The organism is Spirillospora sp. NPDC048824 (assembly GCF_043198455.1).
Classification (GTDB): domain Bacteria; phylum Actinomycetota; class Actinomycetes; order Streptosporangiales; family Streptosporangiaceae; genus Spirillospora.
In genome coordinates, this window is record NZ_JBICUS010000008.1 from 31546 (window position 1) to 51607 (window position 20062).

A 20062-nucleotide genomic window follows, 5' to 3' on the forward strand; every position below is an offset into this window, starting at 1 on the left:
CGAGAGTGCCCCGACCCCTGACCGGGAGCGGGGCATTTCCCGTGCGTCCTGTAACACCTCGTCGGCCGCATGGATAGGGTCGCGTTTCATGCGTCCCCCCGAGGAGCTGTCGTCGGTCGATTGGTCTGCGCTGACCCATGCCTACGGCGCCGCCGACGACGTCCCCGAGCTGATCCGCGCGCTCTACCTGGAGGACGAGGAGCAGGTCGAGGAGGCTCTCTACGAGCTGTTCGGCAACGTCCACCACCAGGGCACGGTCTACCCGGCGACGGTGGAGGCGGTTCCGTTCCTGGCCCACGCCGCGCTACACGCCGTGCTCAAACGCGATCACGTGCTGCTGCTGCTCGTCGTGATCGCCGACCAGGCGACGCCCGCGGATGCGGTGACCGAGGCCGCCCGGGCGGCGGTCGGAGCGGTGGCGCCGGACTTGTCGTCCTGCCTGGATGACGCGGATCCGGCCGTTCGCCGGCTGGCCGTCCGGGTGGCCGCCGTGGCGACCGACCCCGAGGCGGTCGCGGAGCGGCTGACCGCGGTGTACGTCGCCGACCCGGACGCCGACGTACGCGCCGACGCGCTGACCGCACTCGCCCGGGCGGACCCGGACGAGGCGCGGGAGGCCGCTGCGCTGAGCGACGGCGTCCCTGCGATCCGGCTGGCCTCCGCGCTGCTGCGTCTCGAACGGTCGGCGCCGCCCTACCCGGCCGAGCTGATCGACGTGCTCGCCGCCGACGGCACGCACGCGGACGGGGAGACCTTTCCCGAACTGGGCAGCCAGGAGGATCGGCTGACCACGCTGCTCACGGCGGACGTGGACGCCGGGCTCGCGGTCGCCGCCCGCTGGGTGGCCGCCGGCGACCCCCGTGGGCGGGGGTCCTGGCTGGCCGAGGACGTGGCCAACGCCTGGCGCGACCACGAAGAACAGGTCGTGGCAGTCCTCGCCGCCGCGCTGCCGCACCAGGTGGACGCCGACGCGCTCGGGCTCCGACTGGAAGCGATCGCCCGCTGGATCAGCGGTGTGCAGGACGTGGAGGCCGGGCTGCGGGATGTGCTCCTCGGGCATGCGGCCTCGCCGGAACCCCGAGTGGCGCAGGCCGCCCAGCTCGCCCTGGCCCGGTGCGGAGACGAGCGGGTCCTGGCCGGTCCGTTCGAGCCGTGTGCGATGGCACTGGCCGTGGCCCCCGGCGACGCGCTCGCGCACGTCCGGAAGGCGCTCCCGGCCGCCGACGGCAACAGCGCGATCGCGTTGGTCTCCGCTCTCGATCCCCCGGCCGCCGCGCGACTGCTCCCCGAGCTCACCGATCTCCTCCACGCCGGGCGGGCCGTCATCCCGGTGGCCCGCGTCCTGGGCACGCTCGACGGGGCGGACCGCGAGGTTCTGGGGCTGCTGGCCGAAGCGATGAAGAGCGACAACGAGATGCTGCGTGCGACCGCCGCCGCCTCCCGCGCGCTGCTCACCGGCGAGGCGGCGCCCGCGATCCGCGTGCTCGAACCGCTGCTGACGACGGGACGGCAGATCGCCTGGTATCTCCCCGAGGCCGGCCGCCTGGGCGCCGCGGGCGCTCCCCTGGTCCCGAGGATCGAGGAACTCCTCGGCTCACCGGAGCCCTGGCCTCGGATGGCCGCCGCGGAGGCGCTCTGGCGCATCACCGGCGACTCCGCGTCCGCGGTGCCGGTCCTGACGGAACTCGCCGGGGCCTCCCCGGTCGGGCTGCGCGCGCTGGAGACCCTGGCCGAGATCGGCACGACACCGGCGGAACTGCAGCCGAGGCTCCGGCACTGCGCCTGGTCGCCGACGCGCCTGATGCCGGTGGGCTGGCCGCCGGAGATCCCGCATCCGGACGAGAAGCTCCGCGCCACGGCCCTGCGCCTGCTCGGTTAGGACGGGTCTCCCGCGCCAAGCCCTTGCGACGCGAACGGGCCGCCCCGTGAGGAGCGGCCCGTTCGCGGTGGTGTGGGTTACTTGCGGATCAGGTTGCGGAGGACGTACTGGAGGATGCCGCCGTTGCGGTAGTAGTCCGCCTCGCCGGGGGTGTCGATGCGGACGGTGGCGGTGAACTCCTTGCCGTCCGCCTTCACCGTCACCTCGTCGGGGACGCCGCCCTCGTTCATGGCGGTGACGCCCGTGATGTCGAACGTCTCGGTGCCGGTGAGGCCGAGGGACTCCGCGGACTCGCCGTCCTTGAACTGCAGCGGCAGGACGCCGAGGCCGATGAGGTTCGAGCGGTGGATGCGCTCGTAGGACTCGGCGATGACGGCGCGGACGCCGAGGAGCGCGGTGCCCTTGGCGGCCCAGTCGCGGGACGAGCCGGAGCCGTACTCCTTGCCGGCGATGACCACGAGCGGGATGCCCTGCGCGACGTAGTTCTGCGACGCGTCGTAGATGAACGACTGGGGTGAGCCGTCCCGGGTGAAGTCGCGGGTGTAGCCGCCCTCGACGTCGTCCAGGAGCTGGTTGCGGAGCCGGATGTTGGCGAACGTCCCGCGGATCATGACCTCGTGGTTGCCGCGGCGCGAGCCGTAGGAGTTGAAGTCCTTGACCGCGACGCCGTTGTCCTGGAGGTACTGCGCGGCGGGCGTGCCGACCTTGATGGCCCCGGCCGGGGAGATGTGGTCGGTGGTGACCGAGTCGCCCAGCTTCGCCAGGACGCGGGCGCCGTGGATGTCGGTGACCGGCTCCGGCTCGGCGCCCATGCCGTCGAAGTACGGGGCCTTGCGGACGTAGGTGGAGTCCGGGTCCCACTCGAACAGGTCGCCGGTCGGGATGTCGAGGCCGGTCCAGCGCTCGTCGCCCTTGAAGACGTCGGCGTAGTCCTTGACGAACATCTCCTGCCCGATGGACGACTCGACGATCGAGGCGACCTCCTCCGGCTCGGGCCACAGGTCGCGTAGGTAGACGGGGCCGTCGGTGCCCTCGGCGATCGGGTCGTTGAGGATGTCGATGTCCATCGTCCCGGCGAGCGCGTAGGCGATGACCAGCGGCGGCGACGCCAGGTAGTTCATCTTCACGTCGGGGCTGATGCGGCCTTCGAAGTTGCGGTTGCCGGACAGCACCGCGGTGACCGCGAGGTCGTTGTCGTTGACGGCCTTGGAGATCTCCGGCTGCAGCGGGCCGGTGTTGCCGATGCAGGTGGTGCAGCCGTACCCGACGAGGTTGAAGCCGATCTTGTCGAGGTACGGGGTGAGGCCGGCGCGCTCGTAGTAGTCGGTGACGACCTGCGATCCGGGCGCGAGCGAGGTCTTGACCCACGGCTTGCGGGTCAGGCCCTTCTCCACGGCGTTCCTGGCCAGCAGCGCCGCGCCGATCATCACGTACGGGTTGGACGTGTTGGTGCAGGACGTGATGGCGGCGACGGCGACGTGGCCGTGGTCGAGTTCGAAGCTCGTCCCGTCGTCGAGGGTGACGGGGACGCGGTGGTGCGGGCGGCCGGAGCCGTTGGCGTCGACGTGCCGGGGCTTGTCGCCCTCGGTCTCCTGGTGGATCGCCGGGCTGTCCGAGGCCGGGAAGCTCTCGTTGGACGCCTCGTCCAGCGCGCCCAGGACGCTCTCGACGTAGTTCTGCACGTCCCGACGCCAGGTGGTCTTGGCGTTCGACAGGGCGATGCGGTCCTGCGGGCGCTTCGGGCCGGCCAGCGACGGGACGACCGTCGAGAGGTCCAGCTCCAGGTACTCGGAGAACTCGGGCTCGACGGACGGGTCGAGCCACATGCCCTGCGCCTTCGCGTACGCCTCGACGAGCGCGATCTGCTCCTCGTCGCGGCCGGTCAGCCGCAGGTACTTCAGCGTCTCGCCGTCGACAGGGAAGATCGCGCAGGTGGAGCCGAACTCGGGGCTCATGTTGCCGATCGTGGCGCGGTTGGCCAGCGGCAGCGCGTGCACGCCCTCGCCGTAGAACTCGACGAACTTGCCGACGACGCCGTGCTCGCGCAGCATCTCGGTGATGGTCAGCACCAGGTCGGTCGCGGTGGTGCCGGCGGGCAGCTCACCGGTCAGCTTGAAGCCGACGACGCGCGGGATGAGCATCGAGATCGGCTGGCCGAGCATCGCCGCCTCGGCCTCGATGCCGCCGACGCCCCACCCGAGGACGCCGATGCCGTTCTGCATGGTCGTGTGCGAGTCGGTGCCGACGCACGTGTCGGGGTAGGCGGCGCCGTTCCGGTCGAACACGACGCGGGCGAGGTGCTCGATGTTGACCTGGTGGACGATGCCGGTGCCGGGCGGGACGACCTTGAACTCGTCGAACGCCGTCTGCCCCCAGCGCAGGAACTGGTAGCGCTCCTTGTTGCGCTCGTACTCCCGCTGCACGTTGCGCTCGAACGCCTGCGGCGTGCCGAAGTAGTCGACGATGACGGAGTGGTCGATGACCATCTCGGCCGGGGCGAGCGGGTTGATGTTGCTCGCGTCCCCGCCCAGTTCGCGGACGGCCTCGCGCATCGTGGCCAGGTCCACCACGCACGGCACGCCGGTGAAGTCCTGCATGATCACGCGGGCCGGGGTGAACTGGATCTCCTTGCTCGGCTCCGCCTGCGGGTCCCACCCGGCGAGCGCGCGGATGTGGTCGGCCGTGACGTTCGCGCCGTCCTCGGTGCGCAGGAGGTTCTCCAGGAGCACCTTCAGGCTGTACGGGAGACGGGCCGAGCCCTCGACCGCGTCCAGCCGGTGGATGTCGTACGACTTGTCGCCTACCTGCAGCTTGTCAAGGCTGCCGAAGCTGTTCGCGGACACGGACTCCTCCTCCGTCGACACCGCGCGTCCGGTCCGGGACATGAGCGCGCGGCGCTTCGTCTTGGTCTTCGTGTCCCGCCCGTGGCCGACGTCGTGCGTGGCGAGGCGGGTACCTGCTCACCTTCTTGATCCTGCCCTAGTCGGGCTTCTGACCGAGAATCGGGGGAGCCTAACTTCTGCCGGTTTTCTCTTGACGTCAAGCTATCTCCAATTTATCTCGACATCAAGCTACTTGCACCCTCCCCGGGGCCACCGGCACGGCCGGAGCCCGTGCCGCCCCCCGGCCGGACGCCGCGGCCGGGAGGCGCAGCGGGCATGGGCCGGTGCGGCGTGGCGGGCACCCCGGACGTTGACGATCGCTTCCCCGGTCGTTAAGGCGGCTTTAAAAGAGTTGTGGCTAACGTCCTGACGGCAATCGGAAGTCGCCGAATTCCGGCGGCCGACCGGAAGAACAATGGGAAGGAATTCCTGTATGCGCAGGACCATCGCCTATCCACTCGCCATTCTCACGGCCGCCGGGTCGACGCTGGTCACCGCCGGTCCCGCGGCCGCGCACGGCTACATCTCGTCCCCGCCGAGCCGGCAGGCATTGTGCGCCGCGGGCGCCGTGCCCGACTGCGGTCCCATCCAGTTCGAGCCGCAAAGCGTCGAAGGCCCGAAGGGACTGCGCAACTGCCACGGCGGGCTCAGCCAATTCGCGGTGCTGTCCGATGAGAGCCGCAACTGGCCGGCGAAGTCCGTCGGCGGCACGGTGAGCTTCAGCTGGACGCTCACCGCACGCCACCGCACCAGCACCTGGGAATACTTCGTCGGCGGCACCCGCGTGGCCGTCTTCGACGACGGCAACCAGATCCCGAACTCGGTCGTGACGCACCAGGTCGACCTCAGCGACTTCCCGGGGCGGCAGACCGTCCTGGCGGTGTGGAACATCGGTGACACGCCCATGGCGTTTTACAACTGCGTCGACCTCGACATCGGCGGCGGCTCCGGGACGCAGCCGCCTGCGCCGTCCCCCGGCCCGACGGCCGAGCCCTCCACCGCCCCGACGACCGCGCCCTCCACTCCCCCGACGCGGCCCGCGCCGACCGGCGCGCCCGCGGACGGTGAGGCCTGGCGGCCGGGCGTGACGTACCGCGTCGGCGACGAGGTCACCTACGAGGGCGTCCGGTACCGGTGCCGCCAGGCGCACACGACGATCCGCAGCTGGGAGCCGGTGTTCACCCCGGCCCTGTGGCTGGCGCCGTGAGCCCCCGTCCCCGCCGCCGCGCCGTGCTGCCGGCGGTGCTCGTCGTGCCCCTGCTGCTGACGGCGTGCGGCGGCGGGCAGGAGCGGAGCGCATCGTCCGACCCGGCTGGCGCCTCCTCGGCCGCCCCGGCCGCGTCCGGCTACAACGACACCGACGTGATGTTCCTGCAGATGATGATCGCGCATCACCGGCAGGGAGTGGAGATGGCCCGGGTGGCCGCGGAGCGCGCCGAGCGCGACGAGGTGCGCATTCTCGCCGCGGCCGTCGTGGCGACGCAGTCGCAGGAGGTGAAGACGATGAGCTCCTGGCTCCGCTCGTGGTCGAAGCCGACCACGAACGACCACCCGCCGAACGTGCACGCCGCCCACGGCGGCATGCCGGCCACCGGCCCCAAGGAGATCAAGACCCTGAAGCGGACCAGGGGCGCCGGGTTCGAACCGGCGTTCCTCAACCTGTTCGTCGCGCATCAGCACAACGCCGTGGAGATGGCGCGGATGGAGGCGGGCAAGGGCGGCAACCGCGACGCCAAGGCGTTCGCCAAGCGCGTCCAGGAGTCCCGGACGGACCAGATCCGGCAGATGCTCGGCCTCCTCAACAGCTGAGGCCGGGGTGGGGTGCCGGGCGGGTTTTCCTTCGCCGGGCGGAGCGCGGCCATAGCGGCCCCGGTCCGCCCGGCGAAGCATGACCGAACATTCCGAACCCGGTCTTTCGATCCACATATAAGGGTCTATTGTCCGATCGTGGCTACAGTGTTGCTGGTTGAAGACGACGACCATGTCCGGCAGGCGTTTCTGCGGGAACTGCGGGATTTGGGGCATGCGGTGCGCAGCGCCGCGCGGGCGCTGGACGCGCTGCGGGACGTGGCCGCCGACGCGCCCGACGTGGTCGTCCTCGACCTGGGGCTCCCCGACCTCGACGGCGGTGAGGCACTGAAGATGCTGCGCGCGGTCTCGGACGTGCCGGTGATCGTGGCGACGGCACGGGACGGCGAGCAGGAGATCATCCGCCTCCTGCAGTCGGGTGCCGACGATTATCTGGTCAAGCCTTTCTCGGCCGCCCATCTGCACGCACGGATCGAGGCGGTACTGCGGCGGGCGCGCACGGAGACACGGCAGAAATCAATGGTCATCGGTGAACTGGTCGTCGACATCGACCGGCGGCAGGCGAAAATGGGCGAGGACATTCTGCAGCTGTCCCGCAAGGAATTCGACATGCTGGCGTTCCTGGCCCGCAACGCCGGGCGGGTCGTGACCCGGCGGGAACTTCTCATCGAGGTGTGGCAGCAGGCCTACGGAGACGACCAGACCATCGATGTGCACCTGTCCTGGCTGCGCCGCAAACTGGGCGACCGGTCCGCCGCGCCGCGCTATCTGCACACCGTGCGGGGGGTCGGCGTGATGCTGACGGCACCGGAATGACCGGCGGATCAGTACTCGTACACCTGGATGATCGGCGGATGGCCGTTCCATTTCGCGAACACCGCCGAGCCGTGCACGTCGTCGGTCAGATCGACGCGCAGCCACTTGGACTGCTTCCACACCTTGGCCCGGAAGCCGTTGTCGGGCGTGGCCGACACCAGCCGCGCCTCGTCGTCGGACAGCGCCAGCACCACGCGTCCGGACTTGACCGTGTAGGTGCGCACCGTCTCGCCCGGCGCCTGGGACACCTTCGGGGACGCCGAGCGCCCGCCGCCGGGCGCGGCCGTGGACGCGCCACCGGATCCGGGGCGCGGCGAGGACGAGGTGGGGGACGGGGAGGGCTCCGGTTCGCCGGAGGTCCCGGAGGAGGGAGCCGGTCCCGGTGGCAGCCCCTGCCGGACGGGCACCTCGGCGGCGAGGTCGGGGCCGGCCAGGGTGGTCCCGCGCACCGCGTCCCCCAGCCCCGCCCAGCTGATCACCATGCCGGTGACCGTGGTGGCGATCCAGACCGCCAAGAAACCGATTCGTGCTCGCATGGACCTCATTCCCGTCATCGGACACTATCTTTCACTCGGGCAACGACTGGTCCGCCGTCGGTGGAGGGGTGTGGCGGATGAGAACCGCACTGGCGCGTATCGCGACGGCGGTGACGGCGATGGTGGCGCTGTCGTTCGTCGTCCCGCTGGGGCTGCTGAACGGCCAGATGGCGCGGGACCGGGCGCTGACCGCGGCCGAACGCCAGGCCGCCTCGCTGGTGCCGGTGCTGACGGTCACCGCCGACGCGGCCGTGCTGGACGACGCGGTCGGCTCCGTCCCGGCCGGGACGGCGGGACGGCTGGCGCTGCACCTGCCCACCGGTGAGGTGCTGGGTTCCCCGCACGCCCCGCCCGCCGACCTGGACGCGGCGCGGCGGCAGAGCCGCACCGCCACCGTCGCGGCGCCGGGCGGGCGGGTGCTGCTGCGGCCGGTGCTGCTGGAGGCCGGGCAGCTGGCGGTCATCGAGGTGTACGTGCCGCAGGAGGAGCTGAGCCGGGGCGTCGCCAAGTCCTGGGTGGTCCTCGCCCTGGTGGCGCTCGCGCTGGTGCTGGTGTCGGTGGCGATGGCCGACCGGCTCGCCAAGCGGGTGGTGCGGGCCGCGGACCGGCTGGTGCAGGCGGTGACCCACGTCGCCGCGGGCGACCTGGCGGCGCGCGTCGATCCGCAGGGACCGGCGGAGCTGCGCGCGGCAGGCGAGGCGTTCAACCACATGGCCGACCGGCTCGCCCGGCTGCTGGCGGCCGAGCGGGAGGCCGGCGCCGACCTGTCGCACCGGCTGCGGACCCCGCTGACGGCCCTGCGCGTCGACCTCGACGGGCTGGCCGCCAACCCCGGCGACCTCGGCCGGCTGGCGCAGAGCCGCAGCGCGCTGGAGCGGGTGGAGACGGCGGTCGACGACATCATCGCCGCCGCGCGCCGGCCCGGCGGGACGTCCGGCACGTCGAGCGCGGTCGTGGCGGCCGCGGACTGCGACGCGGCCGAGGTGGTCCGCGGCCGGCTGCAGTTCTGGTCGGCGCTGGCCGAGGACCAGGACCGCGGCTGGGACCTGGCCGGCGCCGACGGGCCCGCGCCGGTCCCGGTCGCCGAGGCCGACCTCGCCGCGGCGCTGGACGCGCTGATGGGCAACATCTTCCGGCACACCCCGCACGGCACCGCCTTCCGTGTCACCGTCCACCGCGGCCGGCACTCCACCGGCCTGCTGTTCAGCGACGCCGGCCCCGGCATCGCCGACGTCGGCGCCGCGCTGCGCCGCGGTGCCAGCGGCGCCGGGTCCACCGGCCTGGGCCTGGACATCGCCCGGCGCCTTGCCGAGTCCACCGGCGGATCGCTGAGCGTCGGTCACTCACCGCTGGGCGGCGCCCACATCGAGCTGTGGCTGCGCACCGCCCCGAAGCCGTCTCCCCGGCGCTCGGCCCGCCGCGCCGAGCGGCGTGTCGGCCGGCAGTCACAGCGTTCCAAATGAACGACCGCCCCGGCCCGGCTCCCCGATGTCTTATTCAGGTCTTAAGGAAACGCTGAAAGGCCGTTATGGGAGGCAGGAACCGATGTGCGGCGGAGCGGGCGGCGATGAGTTCGGCCGTCCCGGGTGGTCTCAACCGGTGACCGTCGAACCAGGGGCCGCCGTGCCCCGGGAAGGACATCGGATGACCACGAAGACCGGCAGCAAGCAGTACGCGCTGGACGAGGAGCTCACGGCGCCCCTGCGGAAGAGCCCGGCCAAGGGCGGCTGGACGTACGTCGTCTGGCCCGAGTCGGCGGCCTTCTTCAAGACGCGAGGGCTGGTCAAGGTCAGGGGGACCGTCGACGGGCACGCGTTCGAGGGGTCGTTCATGGCGCTCGGCGACGGCACCCATAAGCTGGCGGTGAAGGCCGAGATCCGGCGGGCGCTCGGCAAGGAGGCCGGCGACGACGTCACCGTCCACTTGGTGGAACGCCTCGGATAGCGCGGCAGAAAAGGTGAGCGGAACCATGTGACCAGGACCGGAGTTCTCGGCTGTTCTCACGGAGCTCCCACGTCCGCACGATGGCTCAGGTCGTCTGGCAGCGTTTGATCGCATGCTCCCCGCACATGCGGGGGTGCTCCGATGTACCTGAACGTGTTGGTTCAGGAGGAGATTTGCTCCCCGCGCACGCGGGGGAGCACATCAAGGTGGAGCCGCTGCGCTGGTACCACCACTGCGACCGGCTCGGCATCCTGGTGTGGCAGGACATGGTGAACGGCGGCGGCCCGTACCGCCCGGCCGTGATCACACCGCCCGCCGTGGTCCCGATGCGGCTCGGCGACGGCAGGCACGAGTGGTTCGGACGGGGCGACGCCGGCGGCCGCGAGCGCTTCCGCGAGGAGATGCGCGAGACCGTCGAGCATCTCCGGAACGTGGTGAGCATCGCCGTCTGGGTGCCGTTCAACGAGGGCTGGGGCCAGTTCGACGCGGCCGACGCCGCCGCCGAGGTCAAGGCGCTCGACCCGACGAGGACCGTCGACCACGCGAGCGGCTGGCACGACCAGGGGGCGGGCGACCTGAACAGCCTGCACGTCTATTTCCGGCGTTTCCGCGCGCCGCGCCGCCGCAGCGACCCGCGCGTGCTCGTGCTGTCCGAATACGGCGGATACAACCTGCGGGTGGACGGCCACGCCTTCAACGACAAGGACTTCGGCTACCGGCGGTACGACTCCGCCGGGCGCCTCGGGGCCGCGTTCGCCCGGCTGCACGCGCAGCAGATCGTCCCGGCGATCCCGCGCGGGCTCAGCGCGACCGTCTACACGCAGCTGTCGGACGTCGAGGACGAGCTGAACGGCCTGCTCACCTACGACCGCGAGGTCTGCAAGCTGCCCGAGGACCTGGTCCGCTCCGTCAACGCGAGACTCCGCCTCACCAGCGCTGGCGGGCCTCCTCCGCCCACCCGGTGAGGCCGTCGAAGTCGATCCACGTCCCGTCGTCGGTCCGGGCGCGCCCCCTGAAGTGGCCGAAGCACTGGTGCGTCTCGGTGCCGACGATCCCCAGTTCCGTGCGCGCGACCTTCTCGTGGAACGGGCGGAACTCCACCTCGACCCGGCCGCCGGTGATCGTCCAGGGGCGCATCCAGTCGGCGCGGTCGTAGCTCCAGTCGAGCTCCTCGCCGATCTTGTAGAGCCGGCCGTCGACGAACAGCGCGTTCTCGGTCATGCCGGTGCCGTCCGTCCATGTTCCGCCGAGCTGGAGCGCCAGGCCCGGCCCGCCGGCCGCCGCCCAGTTCCACGTCATCCGGTACGGCCACTTGCCGCGCCCGTGGTCGAGCACCGCGAACGAGCCCTCCCCGATCTCGTGCTCGCCGGACGGGAGCAGCAGCCGCCCCGTCACCGGCCGCCCGACGTCCTTCACCGTGTACTGGAACCGCCGGGGCCCCCACGGGATCACGACGCCGAGCGACTCGTGGCCGTCCGGCAGCGGGATCTCCACATCCAGGTCGAAGCCCACGCCGGGTGCGAGCGCCCGCACCCGGGAGCCGCCGGGACGCTGCCGGACACCGACCGCCACTCCCCCGCCCCGCACGGACGCCTCCCCCTCACCGCTGCGATCGGGCAGGACGGCACCGCGCGCCAGCGGGACGACCGCGTCCTTGCCGATCTCCTCGCCGGTCTCGCGGTCGAGGACGTAGACGCCGTGCACGCCGGCGTAGTCCAGCGACGAGGCGACGAGGCCGATGATGTGCCGGGGCGTGACGATGCCCCAGTACTCCCAGCGCTTGGCCCGCCCCCAGCCCCGCAGGTTGGCGCGGTGCAGCGGGCGGCGCGTCCAGCCGACGGCGTCCGGGTTGAGCCGCCCGTCCGGCAGGCACAGGTCGACGGCCTCGGTGATCTCGCGCTCGTGGGTCGGCATTCCCCGAGACTAGCCATCCGCCACCGGGCGGCTCAGGACGGGTCGGGCGCCCAGGAGCCGTGGAAGCCCAGCGGCACGCGGACCGGCAGGTGGACGGTCGCGACGGGTTCGCCGGTGAAGTCCTGGGAGGCGATGATGACGAGGTCGGTGGCCTGCCTGACCGGGTCGAACGCCAGGGCCATCAGGTAGCCGTCGTCCTCGGCGGAGTCGGGCGCGGACGGCACGAACACGGCCTCGCCCACGCCGGAGCCGGCGGGGAACAGGCGCGTCTCGGACGATCCGCCCTGGTAGTCGTGCTTCATCAGGCCCTCACCGGCCTGGTTCTGGACGGCGGCCTCGGCGGTGACGGTGTAGCCGTACCGGTGCCGCCGCGTGCTGAGCCGCTCGTCCACGCGCGGGAACTCCTGCGGGCGGTCGTCGACGGTCTCCTGGACGACCTTCCCGGCGGCGGGGTCGATCGTCCAGCGGTCCAGGGTCGGGGGCGGGTTGCCCTCCAGCCGTCCGCCGTGCAGGAAGCTCGGGAAGCGGGCCAGGTCCACGACGACCTGGTCGCCGTCGTCGTAGGCGTTGAGGGTGTGGAAGACCCAGCACGGCGGGATGTCGATCCAGCGGACGTCGCCGGCGCCGCCGTCGCGCGGCATCACGCCGACGCGGGCGGGGTGGGCGTCGTTCCAGGCGTACGGGAGGCGCACCTCCGCCTCGGCCATCTCCATGGAGAACGTGATGGGCAGGTCGTAGACGATGACGTACTTCTGCGTCAGCGCGAAGTCGTGCACCATCGGGCCGTCCGCGACGGGGATCTCCACCGACCGGACGATCTCGCCGGACGCGCTCAGGACGGTGTACTCCAGGTGCTCCCAGCCGAAGAAGTACCCGATGGCGTGCAGTTCGCCGGTCTCCGGGTCGTTCTTCGTGTGGGCCGTGTAGCCGCCCTTGAGGGTGCCGCCGAAGTCGCACGGGCCAAGGGTGCGGAGTTCGTCGTCGAGCCGGTACGGCCTGGCGCCCGCCTCGACGAGGGCGAGGGTGTCGCCGTTGTGGGCGATGACGTGGGTGTTGGGGGCGAAGTCGAAGTTCTCGACGACCGGTCCGGCGGGCCACGGCTCGCCGAGCCGCTCGGCGACCTTCTCGGAGCGGACCCAGCGGTTGCGGTACCACTCGGCGCGGCCGTCGCGGAGGCGGATGCCGTGCACCATGCCGTCGCCGAGGAACCAGTGGTAGGACGAGTCGTCCTCGACCCCGATCGGGTTGGGGCCGATGCGCAGGTAGCGGCCGCGCAGGCCGGACGGGATGCGTCCGGTGACGGGCAGGTCGTGGGCGGTGACCTCCTCGGTGACGGGTGCGAGGAGCCCTTGCAGGTAGGGGTTGGTCATGGTGGCCTCACTTCCGGGGGGTGACGAAGAAGCCGGACGACACGCCGCGCATGAGGGTGTCGAGGATCGTGTCCGCGTCGGGCAGGTGGCCGTCGAGTTCGAGGCTGACGAAGCCGTGGATGCCGGCCCAGAAGGAGGCGGCGACGTGCCGCGGGTCGGCGTCGATCAGGAGGCCGGCGGCGGCGCAGGCGGCGACGGCCTCCTCCAGGATGGCGAACGTGGACAGCGCCGTGTCCAGGGCCTTCTCGCCCGGCTGGAACCCGGGGAGCGGCTCGCCGAACATCAGGCCGTAGTAGTTGCGTTCGGCGAGCGCGCCGGCCCGGTAGGCGAGGCCCAGTTCCCGCAGGGTGACGCGCGGGTCGGGGTCGTGCGGGACGGCGGCGAGGCGCCGGCGGAACCGCTCGAAGCCCTCGATGTACAGCGCCTCGGTGAGCCCGGCCTTGCCGCCGAACATGCGGTACAGGACGGTGGTGGAGCAGCCGGCCTCGGCGGCGATCCGGCGCAGCGCGAGGGCCTGCGGGCCCTCGGCGGCCAGCAGCCGGCTCGCGGCGTCCAGCAGCGTGGTGCGAATCGCCTCGTCGCCCTGCCGCTGGGCCAGCTCGAACGCGCTCGGAGCCGCGGTGCCCGGCGTCATGGACCACCCTCTCGATAACAACGTTTTCTTGACGTAACACTGTTATTGCACGGCGGACGTAAGAAGGTCAACCCTCGGGGCGCCGGCGCCTCGGGAACCGTTCGGCGCCCGGGTCTTCCGAGGCGGGCCCGTACCAGCCGGGTGCGGCCAGGAGCGGCAAGCTCGCCCCTCATGGTCGGGAAGCTGACCAAGTCCATACCCGGGCCGGGGTTTTTCCGGTGCCGGTCCTGCCGATCACCATGAAGGTGATCATTGAATCGCGCTGGAGCGCCGACGAGCACGATCGCGCACTGGACCGGCTCGCCGCCCGGGAGAACTTCCCGGTCGCGGCACGGCTGCTGCCCGGCCGGCACCGCGCCGCGCTGAAGGCCGTCTACGGCTTCGCGCGGCTCGTCGACGACATCGGCGACGAGGCGCCGCCGGAGCAGCGCGCCAAGCTCCTCGGCCTCGTGGACGACGACCTCGACCGCGTGTTCGCCGGACGGACGCCGTCCCTGCCGCAGTTACGGAGGCTGGCCGGGACGGTGCACGCCAACCGGCTCCCGGCGGAGCCGTTCCGCGACCTGGTCCGGGCGAACCGCCAGGACCAGGTCGTCCACAGGTACGAGACGTTCACGGAGGTCACGGAGTACTGCGCGTTGTCGGCCGCCCCGGTGGGACGCATCGTCCTGCACCTTTTCCGCGCCCACCGGCCCGCCCTCGTGGCGGCGTCCGACGACGTGTGCACCGCGCTGCAGCTCATCGAGCACTGCCAGGACGCCGGGGAGGACTACCGGAACGGGCGGATCTACCTGCCCGGCGAGGACCTGCGCCGGTTCGGCTGCGCCGAGGACGACCTGGCCCGGCCGGTGACGCCGACGCGGCTGCGGGGCGTCCTGGCGCTGGAGGCGGGCCGGGCCGCCGATCTCCTGGACCGGGGGGCCGCGCCGCTGATGGCGGGCCTGACGGGGTGGGCGCGGTTCGCCGTGGCGGGCTACGTGGCCGGAGGCCGCGCGGCGCTGGCGGCTCTGGCGCGCGGCCGCTACGACGTGCTCGCGCATCCGCCGCGTCCGCGACGGGCCGGTGTCCTGGCCCGGTGGGCGCGCGCGGCCGGTAAGGGGGGAACGAAGTGATGACGGTTTCGGAGACTTGTGAGCGTTCCGAACGGGTTCTTGAGGCGTATCGGCACTGCGAGCGGGTGGTGCGTGAGGAGGCCCGCAACTTCTCCTACGGGATCCGGCTGATGCCCGTCCCGAAGCGGCGGGCGATGAGCGCGGTCTACGCGTTCGCGCGCGGCATCGACGACGTCGGCGACGGCCCGGAGCCGGCGTGCGTGCGGCTCGACCTGCTCGACCGGTCGCGGCAGCGGCTGGCGATCGTGCAGGACGTGCTGCGGCGGCGCGCCGACGTCGCCGCGCTGGAGGGGCATCCGGTGCTGACCGCGCTCGCGGACGCGGCGGGCCGCTACCCGATCCCGCTGGACGCGTTCGACGAGCTGATCGACGGCTGCGAGGCCGACGTGCGGGGCGCCGACTACGCCACGTTCGACGACCTGCTGCGCTACTGCCAGCGGGTCGCGGGGACGGTCGGGCGGCTGTCGCTCGGGGTGTTCGGCTCGGACGGGCGGCAGCGGGCCGAGGGACTCGCCGACTCGCTCGGCGTCGCGCTGCAGCTCACCAACATCCTGCGGGACCTCCGCGAGGACCGGATGGCCGGGCGGATCTACATCCCCGCCGAGGACCTGGAGCGGTTCGGCTGCACTCTGGAGCTGGACGAGTCCGGCATGTTCGTCGACCCGCCGTGGCGGCTGAACGAGCTGGTCGGCTTCCAGGCGGAGCGGGCGCGGGCCTGGTACGCCGAGGGGCTGCGGCTGCTGCCGCTGCTGGACCGGCGCAGCGCCGCCTGCACGGCGGCGATGGCGGGCATCTACCGGCGGCTGCTGGAGAACATCGCGGCGCGCCCGTCCGTCGCGCTGAACTCACGGCTCTCGCTGCCGACATGGCAGAAGGCCGTCGTGGCGGCGCGCGCGCTGTCGGGGGTGGAGCGGTGAGCGTCGTGATCGTGGGCGGCGGGCTCGCGGGCATCAGCGCCGCGATCGCGCTGCAGGAGTCGGGGGTGCCGGTCACGCTCGTGGAGTCCCGGCCCTGGCTGGGCGGCGCCACGCATTCGTTCCTGCGGGGCGAGATGTGCGTCGACAACGGGCAGCACGTCTTCCTGCGGTGCTGCACGGCGTATCAGGGGCTGCTGCGCAGGCTGCGCGCCGACCACCTGGTGGAGATGCAGGACCGGTTCGACGTCCCCGTCCTGCTGCCCGGCAGCGAGGCGGCGCGGCTGCGGCGGTCGAACCTGCCCAGCCCGCTGCATCTGCTGCCCGCGCTGGCGGGGTACTCGCCGCTGTCGGCCGCCGACCGGGTCCGGGCCGTCCGCGCGTCGATCGGGCTGCAGCGGCTCGATCCCGCCGACCCGGCGCTCGACGCCGTCTCCGCGGGGGCGTGGCTGGCCGAGCACGGGCAGCGGCCGTGGGCCCGGCAGGCGCTGTGGGGGCTGTTCATCACGTCCGCGCTGAACGCCGAGGTGGACGACGCGGCGCTCGGCCTGTCGGCGATGGTGTGCCGCCGCGCCCTGTTCGGACGCGCCGACGCCGCGGACATCGGGCTGCCGCGCGTCCCGCTGGAGGAGCTGCACGGCGGCCCGGCGCTGCGCCGGATCGCGGAGATGGGCGGGACCGTCCGCCTCAAGGCGAAGGTCGAGGCGGTCACCACCGACCCGAAGGTCGTCGTGGACGGCGTCCCCGTCGCCGCCGACGCCGTGATCATGGCGGTGCCGCACGACGCGGCGGCGCGGCTGCTGCCCGCGCAGGCGCTGCCCGACCCGCTGCGCTGGCCCGAGCTGGACGCCAGCCCGATCGTGAACGTGCACGTCGTCTACGACCGGAAGGTCATGGACGAGCCGTTCGCCGCCGCCGTCGGCTCGCCCGTCCAGTGGGTGTTCGACCGGACGGAGGTGAGCGGGCTGAGGACGGGGCGGTACCGCCGCGGCCAGTACCTCGCGGTCTCGCTGTCGGCCGCCGACCGCTGGGTCGACATGCCGACCGCCGAGCTGCGCGCCCGGTTCGTCCCGGAGCTGCGGCGGCTGCTGCCCGCCGCGCGGGAGGCCGCCGTCGTGGACCTGTTCGTCACGCGGGAGCGGCGGGCGACGTTCCGGCAGCGTCCCGGCAGCGCGAGCGCCCGCCCCGGCGCCGCGACACGGGCACCGGGCCTGTTCCTGGCCGGCGCGTGGACCGACACGGGCTGGCCCGACACCATGGAGGGCGCAGTGCGCAGTGGCCTCACCGCCGCCCGCCTGGTCCGCCGCCACCTGGACGGCCACCTGGAGAGGGTGAGGAACCCATGACCGCTGTTCCGGTCTCGATGACCGATGTCCGTGAGCTCGTCGACGGCGCGCTGCGCGCCGCGGTCGGCCGGCTCGACCCGCGCACCTACCGTGTCGCGGCCTACCATCTCGGCTGGGCGGACAAGGAGGGCCATCCGCGCAAGGCGCCGGCGGGCAAGGCGCTCCGCCCGGCGCTGGCGCTGCTGTCGGCCCGCGCCGCCGTGGCCCCGCCGGAGAGCGCGCTGCCGGGCGCGGTCGCGGTCGAGCTGACCCACGCGTTCTCGCTCCTGCACGACGACATCATGGACGGCGACCGGATGCGCCGGCACCGGCCCGCCGCGTGGACGGTGTTCGGGGAGGCGTCGGCGATCCTGGCCGGTGACGCGCTCCTCGCCCTCGCCGGCGAGGTCCTGCTGGAGGCGCCCGGCCAGGGCTCCGCGCGGGCGGCGCGCGCACTGTCGGCCGCCACGCGCCGCCTCATCGCCGGCCAGGCGCTCGACATGGACTTCGAGACCCACAGGCGGATCGGCCTGGACGAGTGCCTGACGATGGCGTCCGACAAGACCGCGGCCCTGCTGGCGTGCTCATGCTCGATCGGCGCCGTCCTGGACGGGGCGCCCGAGCCCCTCTGCGACGCGCTGGAGGAGTTCGGCGCCGACCTCGGGATCGCGTTCCAGCTCGCCGACGACCTGCTCGGCATCTGGGGCGACCCGGAGTCCACCGGCAAGCCGGCGCTGTCGGACCTGCGGTCCCGCAAGATGTCGCTGCCGGTCGTGGCGGCGCTGAACACCGACGCGCCGGAGGCGGCGCGGCTCGCCGAGCTGTACGCCCGGCCCGGCCTGTCCGAGGACGACCTGGCCGAGGCCGCCGCGCTGGTGGAGGCGGCCGGTGGACGCGCCTGGGCCGAGATGGAGGCGGAGAGCCGCATCCAGCGCGCCGCCGAGCATCTGGTCACGGCCCGGCTGCCCGAACCCGTCCGCGCCGACTTCCTGCACATCGCCGACTTCGTCACCGGGCGGGACCACTGATGACGGCGACGCGATCACCGGAGACCCTGCGGACACCGGAGGCGGGGCCGGCCCGGACGGCCGCCGAGGCCCTGGAGGCGGCCCGCGAGCATCTGCTGCTCCTCCAGTCGCCGGAGGGGTGGTGGAAGGGCGAGCTGCAGACCAACGTGACGATGGACGCCGAGGACCTGCTGCTGCGCGAGTTCCTCGGCATCCGCACCGGCGGCGACACCTGCGAGACCGCCCGCTGGATCCGGTCGCAGCAGGCCGCGGACGGAACCTGGGCGAACTTCCACGACGGCCCGCCCGACCTGTCCACGACCGTCGAGGCGTACGTGGCGCTGCGGCTCGCCGGCGATGAGCCCGACGCCGGCCACATGATCCGCGCCGCCGCGTACATCCGCAGCGAGGGCGGCGTCCCCGCGACCCGCGTGTTCACGCGGTTCTGGCTGGCGATGTTCGGCCGGTGGCCCTGGGACGAACTGCCGGCGCTTCCGCCGGAGATGATGTTCCTGCCGCGCTGGTTCCCGCTGAACGTGTACGACTGGGCGTGCTGGGCGCGGCAGACGATCGTCCCGCTGACGGTCGTGGGCGCGCTGCGTCCGGTCCGGCCGCTGCCGTTCGGGCTGGACGAGCTGACCCCCGGCTACGACGTCCCGCGGCGCGGGAGGCGGACCCTGCCCGGCTGGGACGAGGTGTTCGAGACGCTCGACAAGGCCCTGCACGTGTACGAGCGGCGGCCCGTGAAGGCGCTGCGGAGGGCCGCGCTGCGCCGCGCCGGCGAGTGGATCGTCGCGCGGCAGGAGCGGGACGGGTCGTGGGGCGGGATCCAGCCGCCCTGGGTGTACTCGCTGATCGCCTTGAACCTTCTCGGCTACGGCCTCGACCACCCCGTCATGCAACGGGGCCTGGACGGGCTCGAGCGGTTCACGATCCGCGACGAGCGGGGGCGGCGGCTCGAGGCGTGCCAGTCCCCCGTCTGGGACACCGTCCTCGCCATGAACGCGCTCGCCGACGCCGGCCTGCCGTCCGGGCACCCGGCGCTGGAGCGGGCCGCCGGCTGGGTGATCGGCGAGGAGGTGAAGGGGCCCGGCGACTGGTCGGTGCGGCGGCCCGGGCTGCCCCCGGGCGGCTGGGCGTTCGAGTTCGACAACGACTGCTATCCCGACGTCGACGACACCGCCGAGGCGGTCATCGCGCTGAACCGCGTCCGGCATCCGCGGGCCGAGCCGGCGATCGAGCGGGGCGTCCGCTGGATGGCCGGAATGGTGTCCCGGGACGGCGGGTTCGGCGCGTTCGACGCCGACAACACCCGCGCGCTGTGCCGCCGGCTGCCGTTCTGCGACTTCGGCGAAGTCATCGACCCGCCGTCCGCCGACGTCACCGCGCACGTCGTGGAGGCGATGGCGCACCGCGACATGGCCGACTCGCTCCTGGTCAAACGGGCCGTGGTGTGGCTGCTGAAGGCGCAGGAACCGGACGGGTCCTGGTTCGGCCGGTGGGGCGCCAACCACGTGTACGGGACGGGCGCCGTCGTGCCCGCGCTGATCGCGGCGGGCGTCCGGCCGGGCAAGGCGGTGATCCGGGACGCGGTGGGCTGGCTGGAACGCCACCAGCGCGACGACGGCGGCTGGGGCGAGGACCTGCGCTCCTACCGCGACCGGTCGTGGGTCGGGCACGGCGTCTCGACGCCGTCGCAGACCGCGTGGGCGCTGATCGCGCTCCTCGCCGCCGGTGAGCGCGGCCCGGCCGCCGAGCGCGGCGTCCGGTGGCTGGCCGAGCACCAGCGCCCCGACGGGACGTGGGACGAGGACCACTTCACCGGCACCGGCTTCCCCGGCGACTTCTACATCAACTACCACCTGTACCGCCTGGTGTTCCCGCTGTCGGCGCTCGGCCGGTACCTGAAGGGTGTGTGAG

At 72.8% G+C, this 20062-nt stretch carries 17 protein-coding genes; 12 read left to right on the top strand and 5 right to left on the bottom strand.

The genetic code is table 11. The annotated features are described in order from the left end of the window. Positions 1-88 precede the first annotated feature (88 nt). Entirely contained in the window at positions 89-1879 is a 1791-nt protein-coding gene (locus ACGFIS_RS17450) for a hypothetical protein (protein ID WP_392971670.1), read from the top strand. Between the two features lie 77 nt (positions 1880-1956). Here the strand turns inward: ACGFIS_RS17450 and acnA are convergent, their stop codons facing one another. Further along, complete coding sequence (gene acnA / locus ACGFIS_RS17455; RefSeq protein ID WP_392971673.1) at positions 1957-4722, bottom strand: aconitate hydratase AcnA; 2766 nt, start codon at positions 4720-4722, stop codon at positions 1957-1959. A 472-nt stretch (positions 4723-5194) separates the two neighbouring features. Between acnA and ACGFIS_RS17460 the strand changes: the two genes are divergently transcribed. The 3 genes from ACGFIS_RS17460 (at position 5195) to ACGFIS_RS17470 (ending at position 7386) form a co-directional block, all read left to right on the top strand. Next, positions 5195-5968, top strand: coding sequence for a lytic polysaccharide monooxygenase (locus tag ACGFIS_RS17460; protein ID WP_392971676.1), 774 nt, complete (start codon positions 5195-5197; stop codon positions 5966-5968). Beyond that, complete coding sequence (locus tag ACGFIS_RS17465; protein WP_392971678.1) at positions 5965-6570, top strand: DUF305 domain-containing protein; 606 nt, start codon at positions 5965-5967, stop codon at positions 6568-6570. The genes ACGFIS_RS17460 and ACGFIS_RS17465 overlap by 4 nt, the downstream gene beginning before the upstream one ends. A 138-nt stretch (positions 6571-6708) precedes the next feature. Next, positions 6709-7386 carry a response regulator transcription factor gene (locus ACGFIS_RS17470; RefSeq protein ID WP_392898714.1) on the top strand — a complete coding sequence of 226 codons (678 nt, stop codon included), beginning with the start codon at positions 6709-6711 and terminating at the stop codon, positions 7384-7386. Between the two features lie 8 nt (positions 7387-7394). On the opposite strand, the gene ACGFIS_RS17475 is transcribed toward ACGFIS_RS17470, so the two are convergent. Further along, the gene (locus ACGFIS_RS17475) at positions 7395-7922 is read right to left on the bottom strand and encodes a hypothetical protein (RefSeq protein ID WP_392898717.1); all 528 of its coding nucleotides are present in this window, start codon (positions 7920-7922) and stop codon (positions 7395-7397) included. Positions 7923-7999: 77 nt separating this feature from the next. Between ACGFIS_RS17475 and ACGFIS_RS17480 the strand changes: the two genes are divergently transcribed. The 3 genes from ACGFIS_RS17480 to ACGFIS_RS17490 all read left to right on the top strand — a co-directional run bounded on the left by ACGFIS_RS17480 (position 8000) and on the right by ACGFIS_RS17490 (position 10831). Next, positions 8000-9385: a sensor histidine kinase gene (locus tag ACGFIS_RS17480; RefSeq protein ID WP_392971681.1), complete on the top strand. Its 1386-nt coding sequence runs from the start codon at positions 8000-8002 to the stop codon at positions 9383-9385. 181 nt (positions 9386-9566) lie between these two features. Next, complete coding sequence (locus ACGFIS_RS17485; protein WP_392971684.1) at positions 9567-9866, top strand: DUF1905 domain-containing protein; 300 nt, start codon at positions 9567-9569, stop codon at positions 9864-9866. Between the two features lie 173 nt (positions 9867-10039). After that, entirely contained in the window at positions 10040-10831 is a 792-nt protein-coding gene (locus ACGFIS_RS17490; RefSeq protein WP_392971687.1) for a hypothetical protein, read from the top strand. Here the strand turns inward: ACGFIS_RS17490 and ACGFIS_RS17495 are convergent. The 3 genes from ACGFIS_RS17495 to ACGFIS_RS17505 are packed head-to-tail and all read right to left on the bottom strand — an operon-like array spanning position 10794 to position 13784. Further along, positions 10794-11780 (bottom strand): DUF2804 domain-containing protein, encoded by a 987-nt coding sequence (locus ACGFIS_RS17495; protein ID WP_392971690.1) that lies wholly within the window; start codon positions 11778-11780, stop codon positions 10794-10796. The genes ACGFIS_RS17490 and ACGFIS_RS17495 overlap by 38 nt on opposite strands. Before the next feature lie 32 nt (positions 11781-11812). Then, positions 11813-13150 carry a carotenoid oxygenase family protein gene (locus ACGFIS_RS17500; RefSeq protein WP_392898730.1) on the bottom strand — a complete coding sequence of 446 codons (1338 nt, stop codon included), beginning with the start codon at positions 13148-13150 and terminating at the stop codon, positions 11813-11815. A 7-nt stretch (positions 13151-13157) separates the two neighbouring features. Continuing rightward, the gene (locus tag ACGFIS_RS17505; RefSeq protein WP_392898733.1) at positions 13158-13784 is read right to left on the bottom strand and encodes a TetR/AcrR family transcriptional regulator; all 627 of its coding nucleotides are present in this window, start codon (positions 13782-13784) and stop codon (positions 13158-13160) included. 218 nt (positions 13785-14002) lie between these two features. Here ACGFIS_RS17505 and hpnC point away from each other — a divergent pair, with 218 nt between their 5' ends. Genes hpnC through shc form a run of 5 tightly spaced genes read left to right on the top strand, consistent with a single transcriptional unit; the run spans position 14003 to position 20061 of the window. Next, on the top strand, positions 14003-14896 hold the full coding sequence (hpnC, locus tag ACGFIS_RS17510; RefSeq protein WP_392971693.1) for a squalene synthase HpnC: 894 nt from the start codon (positions 14003-14005) through the stop codon (positions 14894-14896). Continuing rightward, the gene (gene hpnD / locus ACGFIS_RS17515) at positions 14896-15813 is read left to right on the top strand and encodes a presqualene diphosphate synthase HpnD (protein ID WP_392898738.1); all 918 of its coding nucleotides are present in this window, start codon (positions 14896-14898) and stop codon (positions 15811-15813) included. The genes hpnC and hpnD overlap by 1 nt, the downstream gene beginning before the upstream one ends. Further along, positions 15810-17156, top strand: coding sequence for a hydroxysqualene dehydroxylase HpnE (gene hpnE, locus ACGFIS_RS17520; RefSeq protein WP_392898741.1), 1347 nt, complete (start codon positions 15810-15812; stop codon positions 17154-17156). The genes hpnD and hpnE overlap by 4 nt, the downstream gene beginning before the upstream one ends. Beyond that, on the top strand, positions 17153-18163 hold the full coding sequence (locus ACGFIS_RS17525; protein WP_392971697.1) for a polyprenyl synthetase family protein: 1011 nt from the start codon (positions 17153-17155) through the stop codon (positions 18161-18163). Before hpnE ends, ACGFIS_RS17525 begins: the two co-directional genes overlap by 4 nt. Then, on the top strand, positions 18163-20061 hold the full coding sequence (gene shc, locus ACGFIS_RS17530; RefSeq protein ID WP_392971700.1) for a squalene--hopene cyclase: 1899 nt from the start codon (positions 18163-18165) through the stop codon (positions 20059-20061). Before ACGFIS_RS17525 ends, shc begins: the two co-directional genes overlap by 1 nt. Position 20062 lies beyond the last annotated feature (1 nt).

Bases quoted from the DNA above. Each gene is read 5' to 3' on its own strand.
- ACGFIS_RS17450 (WP_392971670.1), top strand. From the start codon at position 89: ATGCGTCCCCCCGAGGAGCTGTCGTCGGTCGATTGGTCTGCGCTGACC.
- ACGFIS_RS17460 (WP_392971676.1), top strand. From the start codon at position 5,195: ATGCGCAGGACCATCGCCTATCCACTCGCCATTCTCACGGCCGCCGGG.
- ACGFIS_RS17475 (WP_392898717.1), bottom strand. From the start codon at position 7,922: ATGCGAGCACGAATCGGTTTCTTGGCGGTCTGGATCGCCACCACGGTC.
- ACGFIS_RS17480 (WP_392971681.1), top strand. From the start codon at position 8,000: ATGAGAACCGCACTGGCGCGTATCGCGACGGCGGTGACGGCGATGGTG.
- ACGFIS_RS17485 (WP_392971684.1), top strand. From the start codon at position 9,567: ATGACCACGAAGACCGGCAGCAAGCAGTACGCGCTGGACGAGGAGCTC.
- ACGFIS_RS17495 (WP_392971690.1), bottom strand. From the start codon at position 11,780: ATGCCGACCCACGAGCGCGAGATCACCGAGGCCGTCGACCTGTGCCTG.
- ACGFIS_RS17500 (WP_392898730.1), bottom strand. From the start codon at position 13,150: ATGACCAACCCCTACCTGCAAGGGCTCCTCGCACCCGTCACCGAGGAG.
- ACGFIS_RS17505 (WP_392898733.1), bottom strand. From the start codon at position 13,784: ATGACGCCGGGCACCGCGGCTCCGAGCGCGTTCGAGCTGGCCCAGCGG.
- hpnD (WP_392898738.1), top strand. From the start codon at position 14,896: ATGACGGTTTCGGAGACTTGTGAGCGTTCCGAACGGGTTCTTGAGGCG.
- ACGFIS_RS17525 (WP_392971697.1), top strand. From the start codon at position 17,153: ATGACCGCTGTTCCGGTCTCGATGACCGATGTCCGTGAGCTCGTCGAC.
- shc (WP_392971700.1), top strand. From the start codon at position 18,163: ATGACGGCGACGCGATCACCGGAGACCCTGCGGACACCGGAGGCGGGG.